Annotated in this window: 14 protein-coding genes and 1 pseudogene; 10 read left to right on the top strand and 5 right to left on the bottom strand. The window is 59.0% G+C overall.

What is annotated here, in order from left to right; all coding sequences use genetic code 11:
• The first annotated feature begins 68 nt into the window (after positions 1-68).
• Together KZJ38_RS16850 and KZJ38_RS16845 are read left to right on the top strand one after the other, a co-directional pair.
• Positions 69-710: an HD domain-containing protein gene (locus tag KZJ38_RS16850; RefSeq protein WP_219797335.1), complete on the top strand. Its 642-nt coding sequence runs from the start codon at positions 69-71 to the stop codon at positions 708-710.
• 406 nt (positions 711-1,116) lie between these two features.
• Positions 1,117-1,263 carry a hypothetical protein gene (locus KZJ38_RS16845; protein ID WP_219797333.1) on the top strand — a complete coding sequence of 49 codons (147 nt, stop codon included), beginning with the start codon at positions 1,117-1,119 and terminating at the stop codon, positions 1,261-1,263.
• Between the two features lie 42 nt (positions 1,264-1,305).
• On the opposite strand, the gene KZJ38_RS16840 is transcribed toward KZJ38_RS16845, so the two are convergent.
• Positions 1,306-1,926 (bottom strand): LysE family translocator, encoded by a 621-nt coding sequence (locus tag KZJ38_RS16840; RefSeq protein WP_219797332.1) that lies wholly within the window; start codon positions 1,924-1,926, stop codon positions 1,306-1,308.
• A 201-nt stretch (positions 1,927-2,127) separates the two neighbouring features.
• On the bottom strand, positions 2,128-2,949 hold the full coding sequence (locus tag KZJ38_RS16835) for an HpcH/HpaI aldolase family protein (RefSeq protein WP_219797330.1): 822 nt from the start codon (positions 2,947-2,949) through the stop codon (positions 2,128-2,130).
• 251 nt (positions 2,950-3,200) lie between these two features.
• Between KZJ38_RS16835 and KZJ38_RS16830 the strand changes: the two genes are divergently transcribed.
• Entirely contained in the window at positions 3,201-3,653 is a 453-nt protein-coding gene (locus KZJ38_RS16830; RefSeq protein WP_219797329.1) for an Lrp/AsnC family transcriptional regulator, read from the top strand.
• Positions 3,654-3,963: 310 nt separating this feature from the next.
• Here KZJ38_RS16830 and KZJ38_RS16825 read toward each other — a convergent pair whose 3' ends face one another.
• Entirely contained in the window at positions 3,964-4,509 is a 546-nt protein-coding gene (locus tag KZJ38_RS16825) for a carboxymuconolactone decarboxylase family protein (protein WP_219797327.1), read from the bottom strand.
• Between the two features lie 346 nt (positions 4,510-4,855).
• Complete coding sequence (locus KZJ38_RS16820) at positions 4,856-5,947, bottom strand: helix-turn-helix transcriptional regulator (RefSeq protein ID WP_219797325.1); 1,092 nt, start codon at positions 5,945-5,947, stop codon at positions 4,856-4,858.
• Positions 5,948-6,755: 808 nt separating this feature from the next.
• Here KZJ38_RS16820 and KZJ38_RS16815 point away from each other — a divergent pair.
• The 5 genes from KZJ38_RS16815 to KZJ38_RS16795 all read left to right on the top strand — a co-directional run bounded on the left by KZJ38_RS16815 (position 6,756) and on the right by KZJ38_RS16795 (position 15,058).
• Entirely contained in the window at positions 6,756-7,196 is a 441-nt protein-coding gene (locus KZJ38_RS16815; RefSeq protein ID WP_219797323.1) for a globin domain-containing protein, read from the top strand.
• A 689-nt stretch (positions 7,197-7,885) separates the two neighbouring features.
• A complete protein-coding gene (locus KZJ38_RS16810; protein WP_219797322.1) occupies positions 7,886-8,137 on the top strand; it encodes a hypothetical protein in 252 nt (83 codons plus the stop codon).
• Positions 8,138-8,907: 770 nt separating this feature from the next.
• Complete coding sequence (locus tag KZJ38_RS16805) at positions 8,908-13,788, top strand: beta strand repeat-containing protein (RefSeq protein WP_219797320.1); 4,881 nt, start codon at positions 8,908-8,910, stop codon at positions 13,786-13,788.
• 131 nt (positions 13,789-13,919) lie between these two features.
• Positions 13,920-14,339 carry an outer membrane protein assembly factor BamE gene (locus KZJ38_RS16800; protein ID WP_219797319.1) on the top strand — a complete coding sequence of 140 codons (420 nt, stop codon included), beginning with the start codon at positions 13,920-13,922 and terminating at the stop codon, positions 14,337-14,339.
• A gap of 218 nt (positions 14,340-14,557) precedes the next feature.
• Positions 14,558-15,058, top strand: coding sequence for a TetR/AcrR family transcriptional regulator (locus KZJ38_RS16795; RefSeq protein WP_246641514.1), 501 nt, complete (start codon positions 14,558-14,560; stop codon positions 15,056-15,058).
• Positions 15,059-15,352: 294 nt separating this feature from the next.
• On the opposite strand, the gene KZJ38_RS16790 is transcribed toward KZJ38_RS16795, so the two are convergent.
• Positions 15,353-15,862: a nucleotidyltransferase family protein gene (locus KZJ38_RS16790; protein WP_219797317.1), complete on the bottom strand. Its 510-nt coding sequence runs from the start codon at positions 15,860-15,862 to the stop codon at positions 15,353-15,355.
• A gap of 377 nt (positions 15,863-16,239) precedes the next feature.
• Between KZJ38_RS16790 and KZJ38_RS16785 the strand changes: the two are divergent.
• Positions 16,240-16,521: pseudogene (locus KZJ38_RS16785) on the top strand (LysE family translocator); the annotation flags it as partial.
• Positions 16,522-16,610: 89 nt separating this feature from the next.
• Positions 16,611-16,961 (top strand): response regulator, encoded by a 351-nt coding sequence (locus KZJ38_RS16780; RefSeq protein WP_246641787.1) that lies wholly within the window; start codon positions 16,611-16,613, stop codon positions 16,959-16,961.
• Positions 16,962-17,054 lie beyond the last annotated feature (93 nt).

Below are 17,054 nucleotides of genomic sequence, written 5' to 3'. Positions count from 1 at the left end.
GCGATCATTGCGGACATGCTAACCGCACTCCTATACTCAGGGCAACCCCTCTCGACAAGGAGTCAGTCATGGGTATCAGCGTAGGCGGCATCGCCATTCCCGACAGCAAACTTGCCCGCGAGATCACCGATCTCGTGCGCGATACCGAGTCCGATCTGCTGTTCCACCATTCGAGTCGCGTCTATTACTGGGCAGCACTGGCCGGACAGCGCCGTGGCCTGAAGTTCGATTCGGAGCTTCTTTACGCGGGCGCCATGTTCCATGACATGGGACTGACCGTGGAACACAGCAGTCCGGACAAGCGCTTTGAAGTGGACGGCGCCAATGCGGCCGCCGATTTCCTGCGCAGCCGGGGCATTCCGAAACACGATGTGGAGCGCGTGTGGATCGCCATTGCGCTGCACGCCACGCCGGGTGTGCCCGAGTTCATGCACCCGGTGATCGCGCTGGTCACGGCCGGCGTGGAAATGGATGTGCTGGGCATCAAGTACGACGAATACAGCGACAAGGAACGCGAGGTGGTGGTGCACGCGCACCCACGTACCGAGCACGCCAAGGAAGACCTCCTTCAGGCGTTTTACAACGGCGTCAAGCACAAGCCCGACACGGCGTTCGCCAATGTGATGGCCGATGTGATTGCTGACAAGGAACCGCATTTCCATCGCGGCAACTTCTGCAGCGTGGTCCGCTGCTCGCACTGGAAGGGTTGACTGGGTGTGGCGGCGGGGCGTCTGCCGCACACTCGCGAATCGTGGCAACCAGCGTGGCGCGGCTGACCAGGTGACGCGTTGCCCCACAAATTGCCAACGTGACAAGGCCGTGTGAGGTGGTGCGTTAGTTCAACGCAGTGATATGCAGTCGCGATGCCCAGCTGCAAAAGACCCAGTCCTTCGGCGAGGTATCCTCGGTGCCGCGCAACACTCAACCCGCATGGAACGCGGTGCAGCACCCAGCGAGGTTTGGAATTTACTTTCCGTTGCGCCCGAGCAAGTACCCAAGGTGAAATCGCGCAATGGCGGCGAACGGCAGTTGTACAACTAAATGCCGTCGTTGCAGCCTCCACCTCTGAACGGCAGCTCCGGGTCGGGTAATGCCTTTTGCCTGGAACGGGCGGCCGTGACGATCATCACGCTCGACCGTAGGACGCTGGTCGGCCAGGAAGAGACAGTCGCCCCCGACCGTGTTTGCTCAAGCGGACGTCGGCTGCGCATGCCGAAGCGGACGTTTACCGGCGGCATCGTGCAGCAAAACGCACTACCGTGAAGTCGCAGCGCCGACGAGGGTTTTTGAATCTCCGCAAGAAGCTTAATGATCGAGGGCGAACTTTGCACCCAAGCCGATCAGGATTGATCCCATTACTGCCTGGATCGGCTTGTGGAGTCGTCTGTAACTGGACTGCACGCGGTCAGTAGAGAACAGGAGAGCCATGCCACAAGACCAGCTGATGGAGACAGCGGCAACGATGCCAAGCGTTGCTGCATGAACCCACGCGGGCGCGTGCGCGGGCAACACCGTAACGAACAGGCTGCCGAAGAAGGCTGCGCCCTTTGGATTGGTCATGCCGACTAGAAGGCCGCGTCGATAAGCGAATATCCTGCTGCAAGCCGGTCTATCCATCGAATCAATGTCAGCGGCGGGCGCGCCCAGGCCGGCAGGTATTTTCACGCCCAGATATAAAAGGTATACGACACCGGCAATACGAATGACGTCGTAAAGCCATGCAATCTTTACCAAGATCACTCCTAGTCCGAAGACGGCCAGTGCCGCCCATATGACGTGCGATGTGACGATGCCCAGCGCAACGAATAGCCCTGCCTTGCGTCTTACAAACGCGTGCGACGTAATTGCCACGAGATCAGGCCCGGGACTGGCACAGCCGAGCAACATGACACCTGCCACCGTTAGCAGTTGCGATTCGTAACTCATAACAAGCGCTCCTTGCGAATTAGGCGAAGGCATGGAATCGGAAAGGACGGCTTCGCCCGAAAGCTCGCGGCCGACGGCAGCGATGCGTACGGTGTTCGAAGTCCTCTTCTCAGTAGGAATTCGAATAGACAAAACGTTGGGCATTCTCACTGCTCCCGGTATTTCAATCGTCGCGAGAACGCGAGGTGCCACGCGCGCGCATCAACGTTGGACGCTTGCGACTTGTTGCCCAGTGCCACGTAGTCTGGCCACGTTCTCCATGAATAACTGTACCGACGCTTGGATATACATCGGATCGAAGCCCAGCAGCAGATCGTCTACCCCGAGATTCATCGCGGAGTCAGCTTGTTGTGGCGTGATGGCGAATGAAAGGAGCCGCATGCCTTTGGCCTTTATTTTCCTCATGACCAGTTCGATCGCTTCGCGCACCTCCGGATGATTGGGACCGTCGCTGAACCCCATGTTCACGGACATATCGAACGGAGCCGCAATGGCTCCGGAAAGCCCATCGACGTCGAGAATCGCATCGATGTCGCGCACTGCGTTCGGATGTTCGATCAACGCGATCACACCGGTCTCTGCGTTAGCGCGCTGGGCATAATCGAGCATATTGGTGTGCCACTGGTATTGCGTGCGGAACGGCCCCCAGCCGCGTGTGCCGCGCGGCGGATATTTCGCGTATGACACGGCCGCTTCAGCGTCTTCCCTGGAATTGATCATCGGCACGACGATGTTCTTCGCACCTGCGTCGAGCGCGAGCTTGATCTGTGCGGCGTCATTGTGCGTGACACGTATCCACGGTTCAGCACCAGTGCCGATCGTGGTGGTCACCATCCGGTAAGCGGTTTCGATCGAAATCGGGCCATGCTCCATATCGATGAATATGAAGTCGAAGCCTGCGTGCGCAAACATCTGCACCAGTTCAGGCGAGGGGGACGTGACGCCCACGCCCAATCTGATTCCAGCGGGCTTTTGTAGGCGATTATCAAGGTAAGCGGATGGGTTTGCAGGGCTGCTTTGCATTGCGTTGCTCCGTTGACTGCATTGCCTGAAGATGACGAAGACCCCTTGCACTGAATAACGCGGCACGTGACGTGAGATTCCACTGGTCGAGAAAGCGAAGTGCTTTCTGCCAGTAAGTATCCGCGCTCGTCGTTGACCACTTTCCCGCGCTTGGGCGCACTCGGTCCGACGAGAAAATGGTACTGTGATGTTCATCGAAAGTGCTCCCTGTTTCTTGTCTACGAAGTGCGATTTGAGCGAATTTTCTTTGAATGGATGACATTGATTGCAAGATTCTTGCTGAGCTGCAGAAGGATGGGCGGCTCACGGTCACGGAACTGAGTGAGCACATAGGCCTGAGCGTTTCCTCTTGTCAAAGGCGTCTTCGAGCCCTGGAGCAGGCAAAAGTCATTAGCGGTTACCGAGCCATCATTGACCCGGCGGCAGTCGGCCTGAACTTTGCGGCGATAGTATTTGCCACGTTACGGCACATGACGACCCAGGATGTTGCGTCTTTCGAAGATGCATTGCAGAACATCCCTGAGATTACGTGCGCAGAGCGGCTTTTCGGTGACCCCGACTACATGCTGCACGTTGTCACGCAGGATTTGAGCACCTTCCAAACGTTGTACGACCGCAGTCTTCTGGCCTTACCTTGCTTGCTTCGACTGACGTCGACCATCGTGATGAAAAGCATTTGTCGGGATCGATCGCTTCCGTTGTAGTGATGCCAGTCTCGAACGGGTGCGCAATAGGATTAACGACCTCGACAAATGGTCCGCTCAGGATCGCAGTACGAATCGGCGTGCAACTGTCTTCGGTGGCATTCGTCGATGATTGGCTGCCTTGCAGCTGGTTTCGGTGCCAGTCGAGGCGTGAGACGTTCGTCCGGATGGTCGGTGGTTGTTACCAGTCTATCTGGAGCATCGCTCCCGGCCGTCGAAAATCGCCGGCCAGGTCCAATCGATCCCGTTTTAAGGCGGCGGTGAGTGTTCCGAAAATCCGGATACGTCGCGGAACCAAATTGCAACTCGACTATTTGGCGAGTTGCCCGGCGAAGCGCAGCAACGCCGCTCCACTCATTCGGTCCGGCTCAATCTGCAAGACCGAGGTGATTGATGACACGGTATAGGCAAAGCCGTGAAGACCGATGATTTCGACCAACTCTTGGTCAGTGAAATGAGCTTTCGCCTCGGCAAGGCAGGCACCAAGGCTATCCTGGCGGTCGGCGATAGATCGCACGAACTTCAGTAACGTCTGCTGTCTCACGGAAAAAATCTCATCCGCATAGTCACCGATCTTGATTGCGTTACGCTGTCGCTCCGAAATTCCCACTACCTCGGAAATGCCTTCGTGTTGAGCCCATACATAGTCTGCATTGAAAATCGCACCGGTTTGTAAGAGCACAACCTCGCGGTCTGCCGCCGGCAGTGCGAGCTTGCTCATCTGCACCCCTGCGAGATGCGAGAAGGCCTTGGCCCAGTCCGGAGAGTTGAACAGAGCGCGCAGCAGGTTGGCGACCTGTGGTGAACCTAAGGCTTCCTGGTAAACCTCGTCGTCCACATATTTGATGAGAGCCATCGGTAAATCTCCTGTTACTATTTGTTAATAACACTAAACAAAAAATCAACGTTCGACCAGATCTCGGCATGCGTCTTTCACGAGGCCGTTGTGCCGCAGAACGGACGTAAGTTCAGGCTCCGTTCCTCGAACGGTATCTGAACGTATGCACGTTTCGCTCATGCTGAGATCAATTGAAATAACAACCGGCTCGCCACGATATTCCAGGTGGGCTGCCTGCTGTACACGTCGAACATTTTTCAATCTTAATTGCGGTTCCCAGTTTCTGCCGACTGGTTCTCTCGCGCAACTGCCTCCGTCTCACTTGCTGATTGCTTGCGGATGTGAGGTGTGCGTACCTGCACAGTCACTTAGAGTTATCAACTGCTGGGTCGCAATCGGTTGATGTAATCAGACTTTCACATGCTGCCTCTTTTGGCGACACGCCGTAGCGCTCCTTAAACACCCGACTGAAATGCGCTGGCGATGAAAAGCCACATCGATAAGCGATTTCACGTATTTGCAAACGTGTCATGCCGCTTTGCTGGAGCAGCTCGGCCGCGAGCGCTAGCCGATGGCTCCAGACATAGCGCATCAGTGTCTCGCCCCCATCTCTGAAAAGTCGCGTGAGCTGTGAGCTGGACACGTGTACTGCTGCCGCAATCGATGGCACGTCAAGTTCCGCGTTGCGGAGATTTTGCGCGATGAAGCGTTTTGCTCGAAAGAGCGTCGCTTCGCCGCTGCGTCTGCGAGTCAGAGCGTTAGGACTTTCGATTAGCAGGTCAAGAAGCTCCAGCAACTGCCCGCCTTGACGGCGCCGCATCTTTTCGCTCGTGTCGCCGTTCTGATTGGCTACCAGCGCGATCGTGTCGGCAATCGCGCGAACATCTGCACTCTCCTGGTCTGGCACGGCGTAACCGTGCGCATCAAAACGGAGCCCTCGTTCCTTAAGGCTCCTCGGTGAAAACCTGACGGAAGTGACCTCGGCCGGTTCGATATACGTTTGTCTGACCGATGGTGAACCGCGGACCAGTACGATTTCGTTCTGCCTGAACGGCCGTACCTGTTTGTCATGTTCAAGGACCAGAGTTCCGCGTCTGACAAGCTTTAGACACATTAAGCCGTCTTCTTCGCGCATACGCGAAATCGACATATGCGCAAACTGAGCGTCAACAAGATCCGCGGCTCCGAGTTGCCACGTTCGTAGCTTTGATCCTGTCGGATCGCCCTGTCCAAAACTCAAGTGGTGTCCGAAAACGCTGATGTGGTCGCGCCACGCTTCCTTGTTGCCTGGAGAACGTGTTAGTGCCATTTGAAAGCGATCGGTTTGCATGATGCAACGATAAAGTTCAAGGTTAGGCTGGCGGGCTGAACAGAACATGAGCGCCCGAACGAATTTCTCGAACGAGAATATCATCGGCACTGTATCGGTGCTGTTGAAATAGTCCTTTGCGGGCACGTGTTATCGAATTCGAAGAAGCCGTTGCGACGAATCGTGCGCGCATTGCTTTGATGCTGTCGCTCCAGCCCGCAACACGTCTCCTGCCGAATCCTGCCGACCGTCTTGCTCCAGTCAGGCCAAGCACCTGAGCAACCATCTGCGGTTGCGTCCCGCGTTGTTATTCGACGCAGCGCAGTTTGACCATGTTCGCCATGAAAAGGCGCGTGGAACCCGGTAGCATACGCGCAAGTCACAGATCATCGATGAGGTCTCCCGTCGGTTGTGCGCGGTAAGCCGTCACGCTCCTTGCAGCGACCTTGTCGTGCGGCGGTGATCCGCCGAGTGGCTCGCCGCAAGAACCCCTCCGGCATACTAGACGCGCACTGGCGAAATGCTGACGAATCCATTCATAGGTCGTAAGCGCCGGTGAAAGCGCGCCGGCCACGCCCTGAATTCGAACTCGAGTATTTTGCAGAAGCGGCTTGACGGAGCGCATTCGTAGGGTTTGCGTGAAATTACCGATATACGAGCCTTTCCGGATTAAATCTTATTTTGTCGAATAGCTTGGCGTTGCGTAGTCGCCTTACCAATTCTGTAATAGACCCTACATTTGATCAGTTTTCGTAAAGCCCATGCGCTCGGTTCCGGCGCACATCCGTGCACTCGCTTAGCAATACAGACCTTCGTTAATTTGACTTTCTTTGCACCGCCCGCAAGTCACAGTGTTCGCAAGAGGTCAGCATGCCTTGATTACTGAATTCACCGCTCGCAGCCGGGCCCTCGGGTGCTTACACTCTCTCACCAGACCCCTTTCGGATAGAACTCCATGAATACCCTTTCACCAGAAACAATTGCGATCGTCCAATCGACTGCTGCCGTCATGCAACAGCACGGCTTGGCAATCACGACCCGCATGTACGAGCGGCTTTTCGTAGACCCGGATATGAAAAAACTGTTCGATGAGGCGGCATCAAAGTCTGGGGAGCAACCCAAGCGACTGGCCGGCGCGCTTCTCGCCGTTGCGAGTAACGCGGACAACCTCGACGTTTTAACAGCGGCGATTGAGCGTATTGCCGCACGGCATGTTGCAACTCATGTCAAGGCTGAGCACTATCCGGCGGTCGCTAACGCGTTGCTTCCCGCCATCAAAGATGTTCTCGGGGATGCCGCGGATGAACGCATCCTGAACGCTTGGGGGGAAGCGTACTGGTTTTTGGCAGATGTATTGAAGAGCCGTGAACACGGTCTCTACACGCGTGGAGCATGATGCCCTTCGAAGGGTAATAGGGGATCAGTGCCCCGGCGGCGTCTCGCGAAGAGTCGTGCTGAACTGGCCGATCGCGGCAGCCGCCGGACGATCACCGAAATCGCGCTGTCGTGACGTTTCAGTGATGCGGCGCACCTCAACCCGCTGTTTAAGTGTGCTTCGGGGATCTCGCCCAATGCGTTTCGCCATGCTCAGCATGGTCGCCCCGGCGACATGGAAGAACGGCTGTTCCCGTGGGTTCGGGATCTGAGGGCCACCGTCAGCGCGCATCGACTCAGGCGGTGGCTGATACAGCACTACCTCGCGTCGGCTCCGGCTTCACAAGCGGCCATTCGACTGGCCAGCCGCGAACGGCAGCAACGGGTCGAGCCGCGTCAGTCCGCTCTTCGAACTCATCGCTCGAAAGCGGTCACTGGAATTCAGCGACCACGAAGCGGCCATTCGTCAGTGCGTGCTCCCGACCCATTGCGAACCCTCACAAGCTTGGTGCGAATGTCCGTCTACTGCATCGATCCGGCCAGTCGTGTGCGGAGCGCACGCGCAACCTTTTCCAGCACATCGGGCATGGTGAGTTGCGCCTCCAGCGAACCCACGACCGAGTAGCGGCCGTTAACCGCAGGATCAGCCCAGTGCCACGCATGCGACGCTGGTGACGTCCATGATCTGGTTCACCAATCATTGAGGTCACCATGGTCGCCCGGTACGTGCACAGTAACTTCTGGTTTGCCGTCACTCATCGTTCGTCCTCAGGAGCCGCGTTGCTGCAGATGTCACCTGTTGCAGGCGGCATCCTCGCCGATTATTTCTATTCGACGTCTAGCGACCCCGAAGCGGTCGCCCATAGTCTCATACCGGTAATCTCTTTGCATAAACGCATCGCGGTCGCCTTTATTTATTCAATGCCTTTCATTTTAATGACGTTTCCGGGATATCTCGAATAACTCATAGCACAATCGCGGTTGAAGAGTGCGAACCTCGATTGCTGCATATAGGATCGATCCAAAAACGGTTCACAAAAATTCAGATTTGTTTTCTCTGTGCTGGACGTTTTTCTGTAGACAGTCATGTCAAGTTATGAGAGAGTCCAGCACGCACTTAGTTACTTTTAGTTACGTTATGCGAACGATGAATAGTTATTCGTCGCACATGAAATACAACTCTCGTTCGCCAGTCAGGGCACACGATTCTTGAGATCGATAGCCGTATGAAATCTATACGGCGCGGCTTTGCGACGCAGGGCGCACCTTACCGGACAACCGGCAACGCGCCTTGTTCTGGGGATGGTACACATGGACACTTTTCAGCGAGAAAACGCGGCGGACTCGCCCGGCGCAGGACAGTTTGCGCCATTGATCCAACTTCGCGCGGCAATGGGTGCGAGCGATTCGCTATACATCGTCCCTTCGTAAATAGCCTCACCTGGTTTCCCACACCAAAACTGCCGGACGTATCCGGTAATCGCATCTACCAGTTTCTCTTTAGCGAACCATTGTCAAATGGTGCGGCCGGATTTCGCACGTACTTTTTCCTGTTAGTCGTCACGAGATTTTAGTATTTGAATTATCTAATATATCGGACACTAGATATTTAGTATTGCTAATTAGATTACTTGGTCACGCCGCCGCGATTGCAAGACCCTCGTGCGCTCGAAGGAAGCAGTCCGCATTTGTCGCCGCGAGTTTTTATCGGACTTTTGGAGAAAGGCAAAAACATGAACAAGATATGTCGGACGATCTATAACAAGGCGTTGGGTGCCTTTGTCGCGGTATCGGAACATGACAAGGCGCCTGGCAGGGCAGGGGAAAAGAGGACACGCGCGATTGTGGGTCTGGCTGCCGTCATCGGGCTTGGAGCGATGAGCCCGCTTGTTTTCGCGCAAGCGACATCTCCAGGCCAGAGCCAGTTTTCGCTGGATGGCGGAACGGCGAACGGCAACGATTCCCTTGCGGTCGGAATCGGCTCTCAGACCGTAGACCCGACGAAAACGAATCAGATGGCCATAGGAATCAATGCCCAGGCCAACGGAGACTCGGCGACCGCTGTGGGAGCCGGCGCTGACGCAGGGGCGGACAGCGCGGTCGCGCTCGGCTTGAATACGCACGCGACTGGACAAGCAAGTTCAGCGCTGGGTGGAGGGTCTGTTGCGACCGGCACTGGTGCTACCGCCGTCGGCGTCAACGCTCAGGCGACCGCCAATAGTAGCCTCGCCGCCGGCGCCGCTGCCATTGCGGGCGGGATTTCCGCTATTGCGGTCGGATCCTCGGCAAACGCAGCGGGGAATTCGAGTGTCGCCGTGGGCGACTCCTCATCCACTGGCGCGCAGGACGCGGTTGCCATCGGTCACTCCTCGAACGCTTCGCAGGCTCAATCGGCGGCGATCGGTTTTCAGGCGTCGGCCGCGGGTGTCGGGTCTGTCGCCATCGGCAATCAGTCACAGGTGCGGGCCGGCGCAGACGCCGGGGTCGCGCTCGGTAGCGGAGCAGTGTCGAATGGCGCTTCGGCAGTGGCGATCGGCGTCAACAGCGGCGCAAGCAACACGGGCGCCATTGCGATCGGTGTGGGCGGCACGGCCGGCGTTCCCGGCTCGGGCACGCAGGCAACCGGCAATGCATCGATTGCGTTTGGCGAAGCTTCGCTCGCCTCCGCCGATCAGGCGGTTGCCATTGGGCTGTCCAGCGCGGCAAGCGGCGTGTCGTCGATTGCATTCGGCGTATCGTCGGTGGCGACCCAGCAGTTCGGCGTGGCGCTCGGCAATCTCGCGCAGTCCACTGGCGTTTCGGCCTCCGCACTCGGGCCGGGCGCGACAGCGGCAGGCGACAATTCGACGGCGGTCGGCATCAATGCGCACACGACGGGCAACTCGAGCGTCGCGGTCGGCGACAGCTCGGTTGCGGGTTCGGCGAGCGCAGTGGCGATCGGTCAGAACGCATCGGCATCCGGCGGCGCGGCCGTATCGATCGGCGCGGGCAATACCGCGGTCGGCAACGGCGCCGTCGCGATCGGCGATCCGAGCTTCGTCAGCGGCACAGGCGCCTTCGCCGGCGGCGCGAACAACATCGCGAATAGCGATGGCACTGCAACCGCGACTGCCGCGAATGCGGCGAATGGCGCAGTCGCGATCGGTAACGGCAACGTCGCGGTCGGTCAGGGATCGGTGGCGCTCGGCAACGCGTCGATCGCGGGCGCGGCGGGCCAGGCCGGCAACGTCGCGATCGGCGACGGCGCGAACGCCACTGCCGCCGCGGGCGACGTGGCGCTCGGTTCGGGCTCACAGACAGCGGCTTCGCACACGGGCAACTTCGTTATTACCGGCAGCGCGACGCCGGCGGCCGGCACCGGCGGAACCAGCGTGGTCTCGGTGGGCAGCCCGGGCGCCGAGCGGCAGATCCAGAATGTCGGCGCGGGTGTGCTCTCGGCCACTTCGACGGATGCCGTGAACGGTTCGCAGCTGTTTGCGACCAACACGGCGGTGACGAACCTCGGCAACACCATCGCGGCGGATGCCGCCCACTACTTGAGCGTTAACGATGGTGGCACGCAGCAGGCGAACTTCGCCAATGACGGCGCGACCGGCGCAAATTCGATCGCGATCGGGCCGGCGGCGGCGTCAGTCGGCGTGAATAGCGTAGCGATAGGCGATGGCGCATCGAATCAAACCAACGGTCTTAGCCAGGTCGCAATCGGTGCGTCGGCTGCTACCAGCTCGTTCGGTTCGGTCGCCATCGGCGGGAACGCTTCCGCGCTCTTCACGAACGCGATCGCGATCGGCCAGGCGGCATCGTCGAGCAACGCCTATGCGATAGCTATCGGGTCGGGGCCCGCAGGCTCCCCGGGCGCGGTCGCAACGACCGGCGACGCCATTGCGATCGGCAGCGGCGGCGGCGGCCCGCTTGGCAACCCCGCGCAGGCCACTGCAGCCCGTGCGATCGCTATCGGGTCGAGCACGGTTGCAGCCCAGGCGAACACGATCGCCATCGGCTTTAATGCTGCCACCGGCGGCGTTGATTCGATCGCGCTCGGTGATGCCGCACGGACAGGTGCGAATGGTGCGAACGTCTCGGTGGGCTTCGGGAATCTGGCCAATTCCGCCACCGCCACGAGCGGCGCGGTCGCGATCGGGCGCACCAGCAACGCGACCGGCGACGGCGCGCTGGCAATCGGCACATCGAACACCGCATTTGGTAACGGCGCGGTCGCGCTCGGCGATCCGAGCTTCGCGAGCGGCAACGGCGCGTTCGTTGGCGGCGCGAACAATATCGCCAACAGCGACGGCACCGCGACAGCCACTGCCGGGAACGAGGCCAATGGTGCGGTCGCCATCGGTAACAGCAACGTGGCGGTCGGTCAGGGCTCCGTCGCGCTCGGCAACACGTCGCAGGCTAATAACGCAGGTTCCGTTGCGATCGGCGATACCGCGGTGGTGCAGGCCGGCGCCACGCAAGGTGTGGCCATCGGTTCCAACGCGGTCGCAAGCGCGGTCAATTCGGTCGCGCTCGGCGCCAACTCGACGACGACGGCCAATCTGGCCACGCCCGCATTCAATCCCGGCACCGGCACGATTGCCGGCGCAACGCCGGTCGGCGAGGTGTCCGTCGGTTCCGCGGGCAACGAACGTCGCGTCACGAACGTCGCGGCGGGCGCGGCCTCGACCGACGCCGTCAACGTGAGTCAGTTGCAGGCCGTCAGTTCGCAGGTGAATCAGGTGACGCAGGATGCGCTGTTGTGGGACCCGACGGCCAACGGCGGTACCGGCGCATTCAGTGCCAATCACGCAGGCGCCGGTCCGGACAACATCACCAACGTGGCGGACGGCGCCGTTAATGCGACAAGTACCGATGCCGTCAACGGTTCGCAGCTCTTCGCGACCAACCAGAACGTGACGAACGTCGCTAATCAGGTCGACAACATCGTCAATGGCGACGCAGGCATCAAGTACTTCCACGCGAACTCCACGTTAGCGGACAGCCAGGCGCAAGGCACAAATAGCGTGGCGATCGGACCCGCCGCGATTTCGGCCGGCGTAAGCAGCCTCGCGGCCGGCAATGGCGCGCAGTCACAGGCGGACAACTCGCTGGCGCTCGGCGCCCAGTCGAACGTCACGGTCCAAACCGGCGTTGCAATTGGTTCGGGATCCATATCGGATCGCGCGATCGCGCCTGGCATAGGCAATATCACGATCGGCACGTCGTCCGTGCCGTTCAATACTGCCAACGGTACGCTGCTCGGCGCGGTTTCGTTCGGCAGCGCGGCCGGCAACACGTTCCGGCAACTCACGAACGTGGCCGACGGTACGTCGCAGCACGATGCGGTGACGGTCGAGCAGCTTGCCAATTCGCTTTCCTCGTTTGCAGTGACGTCGCAGAAGTACTTCCACGCGAACTCTGCCGCAGCCGATTCGTTAGCCGTCGGCGCGGAGTCGATTGCGGTCGGTCCGCAGACGGTGGTCAATGGCGATAACGGCGTCGGAATCGGCAATGGCGCGACCGTCCAACAGCTCGCGCCAGGCGGCGTCGCGATCGGTCAGCAGGCGAACTCGGGGCAGGTCGATGCGATCGCATTGGGCGCCAACGCAAACGCGAGTGCCGCGGAAGCGATTGCGCAAGGCGCGAATTCGAGTGTCACGAACGTGGGCGGCATTGCGATCGGTTCAGGCTCGAGCAGCAGCGCCGTCGATGCCGTCGCGCTCGGCGCGGGCGCGAACGCGAGCTTCGCGAACAGCGTCGCAATCGGCGCCGGCTCGCAGACGACGGTCGGCGCATTGACGAATTACATCGCTTATGGCTTGAGCACGCCGCAATCGTCGGTGGGCGAGGTTAACGTCGGTAACCGGCAAATCACCGGTTTAGCACCGGGTAAGGCGGGCAGCGATGCGGTCAACGTCTCGCAGCTCGACGCGGTGGCTAACCAGCTCACGCAGCTGATCAACAACAATAACAGCACGGGCGGCGGTGGCGGCTTCTCGACGAACCCGACGGGCAGCGGCGGATCGACTGGGCCTTCTTCGACCGGCTCGAACTCTTCCGCTGGCGGAACAGGTTCTTCCGCAACCGGCGCGGGCAGCACGGCGGTCGGCAACAACTCGCAATCGAGCGGCAACAATTCGACTGCGGTCGGCACCGGTGCGACTTCATCGGGTAACGGATCGGTCGCGATCGGCAGCAACAGTAACGATGGCGGCCGCAACGACGTCGTGTCGGTGGGCAGCGCGGCGAACTCGCGGCAAGTGGTCAATGTTGCGGCGGGCACCGCGCCTACCGATGCCGTTAACGTGCAGCAGCTCAACCAGACGCTGCAACAGGCGAACGGCTACACAGACAGCCAGATCGCCGGCCTGCGCAATCAGATTGACACCGACCGGCGCGACGCCGATGGCGGCACCGCCGCCGCGATGGCCATTGCCGCTTTGCCGCAGCCGTCCGGACCGGGCATGAGCATGGTGTCGCTCGGCGGCAGCGTGTATCGCGGACAAACCGGTCAGGCGCTTGGCATCTCGACCATCTCGGAGAACAACCACTGGATCTACAAGGCGGCGGTGTCCACCAACAGTCGCGGCACCTATGGCGGGGCGGTGGCCGCAGGGTATCAGTGGTAGCGGCGGGGCGCGTTTCATTTTGCGCTTCATTGCGCTTCTTCGCCGTTGTTGAGCAGCCTCGCGCGAGTCAATCTGCCCGAGCGCTGCCCGTTCCCGACACAACGCTTTTTGCCTTAAGGCTCAAACGAAATATGAAGATCAAATCGATATTCGCGACTACTCTTGCGCTCGCTAGCGTGCTTGGCCTGTCGGGCTGCCTTTTTTATCCGCCGTCCGACGGTTCGTTTCCCGATCCGGACCGGGCGTGGACGAAAGAGGGCTCGTTTCCGAATATGGACAATTTGCGCATGGTCGCACCGGGTCAAACCAAGAGCCAGATCGATGAACTGATCGGGCCGCCGCATTTCAACGAAGCGGTGTTCCACGTTCGCGAATGGAACTATCTGCTCCATCTTCGCAGTGGCGATCAAACGATGGTCTGTCAGTTCCAGATCCGGTTCGATAGCCATAGCCGCGTGATTTCGACCCGGTGGCGCGATCACGCATGCGAAGAACTGGTCGGCGTCAAAGCGGCCGGCGAGGCGACTTCTCCGGCCACGCCGGCCCGGTAGAGCCGTTCACCTCAAGAAGGATGCACGGCGCTCGCCGTACATCCTCAAGGCAACATCAAGTCAATCGTTGACGAAGTTCGACCGTGCACGTTGATAATGTGACGGGTATGAGAGAAACCGACGTATAGGATGTGGATCTATTTATGACGGGATTAAGCAGCAAGGGAGCCGTCCGGCGCGAAGCGCTACTCGAGTCCGCTCGGTGGTCTTTCACACAGTTGGGTTACAACGCTGGCCTGCGCGACATCGCCCGCAACGCCGGCGTGACGGCCATGATGATCAAGCGGTACTTCGGCTCGAAGGAGCTGCTGTTCCGCGAAGTAGCCAATACTGTGCTTCCCGTTTTTGCGGGGGAAATACTGAAGAGCGCGCCTGATCTGACGACGCTATGCCGCAGCATCGCGACCGCCTTGGTGGCAGAAGCCGAACCGCGCGCGTCACCGATGGACGGCATGCTCATCATGCTGCGATCGATGAACAACGAAGTGGCCGCGACCATACTTTGCAGGAGGTTCGTGGCGCACTGTGGATGGGCATTGCCAGAATTCATCCCCGGTTCAGATAAGGCACAGCGCACCGGAGTATTTCTGTCGGTCATTGCGAGCTTTCAGGCGATGCAGTTCGTAGGCCGGACCATGGCACTGTCGCACGGGGAACCGGTGGCACATGCTGAAAGGCTACAGGCGCTATTTTCTGCAGTGGCCGAGGGCGTGACATGAGAATGCCTTCCGGACGGCGATTCGGCGACTGCGGTATCCGTAGCGAAATGGATAGTCGGCATCGATGCAGCGAATTACCCACGGAAACACCTGAGATTGGCATTCCTATTATGGCCACTTTCGGCGAAAAGCGGCCATCCTCAGCGGATTGTGGAATGTCGGTAACTGCCGGTCACTGCCCTATGCGATGAGCATATCGCGACACCATGGTGGCAGTCGCACTGTTCCACAGCGGTCGATCAATCCGTGCGCCGCTCAGCTTGGCACGATCGTTACGCGCGGCCAACGCTTTTGCTATTGCTTCTGTTCGATTCGCTTTCGATAGGTGTCGATGCTGACACGCGCCGGGTTTCGCCGAACCACCATAGCAAAAAGATCGTCAAGCCCATACGGTGCAATGACGTCAATCGAGTCGTCTTCCCGTAGCGTTAGTCCGACCGATGTCGCGAACTCAGGCCACGATGCGACAGCGTCTTCCAGCGATACCAACGGCGAGACCGGATGACCAAAATCTGCTTCGAACCATGTGTGCACGGCAGCCTGATTGGTGACCTCCCACGGCGTGTTCGAGTGCACATTGTTCAAACGGCGCTGAATATTCGCATCGCCCTCGCCTGAGAGATCAGAAGCATCGAAGTGCGCGACATCAATATCCGACAAGGCAGATGCAGTCCGGAAATCGTGCAGCGAATCCCATACGAGATTGCGAACAGCGCCAGCACCGATACACCAGGAGGGCAGATTGAGACTGCGTACTGCGACGAGCGCTGGCCAGAACCATTTCGATTCACGTGCAAGCGTCATAAGGCGTGTCTGCATATTGGTAGTTGGCACGCTGATTCCCGAAAGTTCGTTGTCGACTCTTCAAGCTTGGCGACGTTTCCCAAGAATTGTCGACGAATCAGAAACGTGTGTCGAACGTCTCTTCATGGCCGATCTCGGCCTACTCGCGCGAGCCCCGGTCACATAGCCTCTGTTTATACAGACGGACCGAAGCAACCAATACCGCAAGGTTTCGTAAATCCAGCCAACCGAGACTATCCGCGGGTACCTATGCTGACTGAATGCGACTCGCTTGTTGAGGATCTACTGCTTCACCGGAAGCACTCGTTCAAAATTGACCAAATAAAGCGCGCTCATTAAACTGATGTCCCTTTTGTGCCACACAAAAGGGACTTCTCATGGTTAGCCTTGCCACCCTCGGACTGTTCTCCGCAGCTTGTCTCGCGCTAACGATGACGCCCGGTCCGGACATGCTGCTCATAGCGTCAAGGAGCATGACTCAGGGGCGCTCTGCCGGCTTTGCATCGCTAGCCGGAATACTAGCGGGAACCTATTGCCATGCAATCGCGGCAGCGTTTGGCCTGTCCCGATTGTTTCTCGCTGTTCCCATCGCCCACGACGTAGTGCGGTTTGCTGGCGCTACCTATCTGCTTTATTTAGCGTGGAAGACCTTTCGCGCGGCTTCGCTTCCAATGACACTGGCACCTGGCCAAACGTGCATCGTTTGACTGAACGCCAGATCCTGCTATCAGGCGAGGTCGGGCGCATCATGATTGTGGACGATGATGCGGCCAACGTACGGGCATTCGCTGCGCTCCTGGGTAACGAAGGTTACGATATCCGGTCGGCCCGCGATGGCATCGAAGCAGTCAGCCAAATCGGGCCATGGGTGCCTCATCTGATCGTGCTGGATGTCAAACTCCCCGGATACGACGGATTTCAGGTCGCGTCAATTATCCGGAAAATGCGATCGACCTCCGGAATCGGTATTGTCGCAGTGACTGGTTACAGCGAGGCAGAACTCCGGACGATGGGCTCACTCACTCATTTTGACGCGGTGTTTCGCAAAGGCAGCGACGGAGCGGCACTCGTTTCGCTCGCGCGATCGATTCTTATCTGACTGCTGCGTCAGACCGGCACGTGGCGGTGAGGTTTTCACGCATGCTTGCGAGCTACGCAGCGGCGTCAAGCGAATCGAGACTCCTTTTTAAGA

The sequence above is a fragment of the Paraburkholderia edwinii genome (genome assembly GCF_019428685.1).
GTDB lineage: Bacteria > Pseudomonadota > Gammaproteobacteria > Burkholderiales > Burkholderiaceae > Paraburkholderia > Paraburkholderia edwinii.
The sequence above is the reverse complement of the archived record's forward strand: the minus strand, read 5'-3'. Positions and strand labels throughout refer to the sequence as shown.

Coding starts and splice junctions, on each gene's coding strand:
- KZJ38_RS16825 (WP_219797327.1), bottom strand. CDS start 4,509: ATGGCTCTCATCAAATATGTGGACGACGAGGTTTACCAGGAAGCCTTA.
- KZJ38_RS16850 (WP_219797335.1), top strand. CDS start 69: ATGGGTATCAGCGTAGGCGGCATCGCCATTCCCGACAGCAAACTTGCC.
- KZJ38_RS16790 (WP_219797317.1), bottom strand. CDS start 15,862: ATGACGCTTGCACGTGAATCGAAATGGTTCTGGCCAGCGCTCGTCGCA.
- KZJ38_RS16835 (WP_219797330.1), bottom strand. CDS start 2,949: ATGCAAAGCAGCCCTGCAAACCCATCCGCTTACCTTGATAATCGCCTA.
- KZJ38_RS16830 (WP_219797329.1), top strand. CDS start 3,201: ATGGATGACATTGATTGCAAGATTCTTGCTGAGCTGCAGAAGGATGGG.
- KZJ38_RS16810 (WP_219797322.1), top strand. CDS start 7,886: ATGGTCGCCCGGTACGTGCACAGTAACTTCTGGTTTGCCGTCACTCAT.
- KZJ38_RS16815 (WP_219797323.1), top strand. CDS start 6,756: ATGAATACCCTTTCACCAGAAACAATTGCGATCGTCCAATCGACTGCT.
- KZJ38_RS16780 (WP_246641787.1), top strand. CDS start 16,611: ATGATTGTGGACGATGATGCGGCCAACGTACGGGCATTCGCTGCGCTC.
- KZJ38_RS16840 (WP_219797332.1), bottom strand. CDS start 1,926: ATGAGTTACGAATCGCAACTGCTAACGGTGGCAGGTGTCATGTTGCTC.
- KZJ38_RS16800 (WP_219797319.1), top strand. CDS start 13,920: ATGAAGATCAAATCGATATTCGCGACTACTCTTGCGCTCGCTAGCGTG.
- KZJ38_RS16805 (WP_219797320.1), top strand. CDS start 8,908: ATGAACAAGATATGTCGGACGATCTATAACAAGGCGTTGGGTGCCTTT.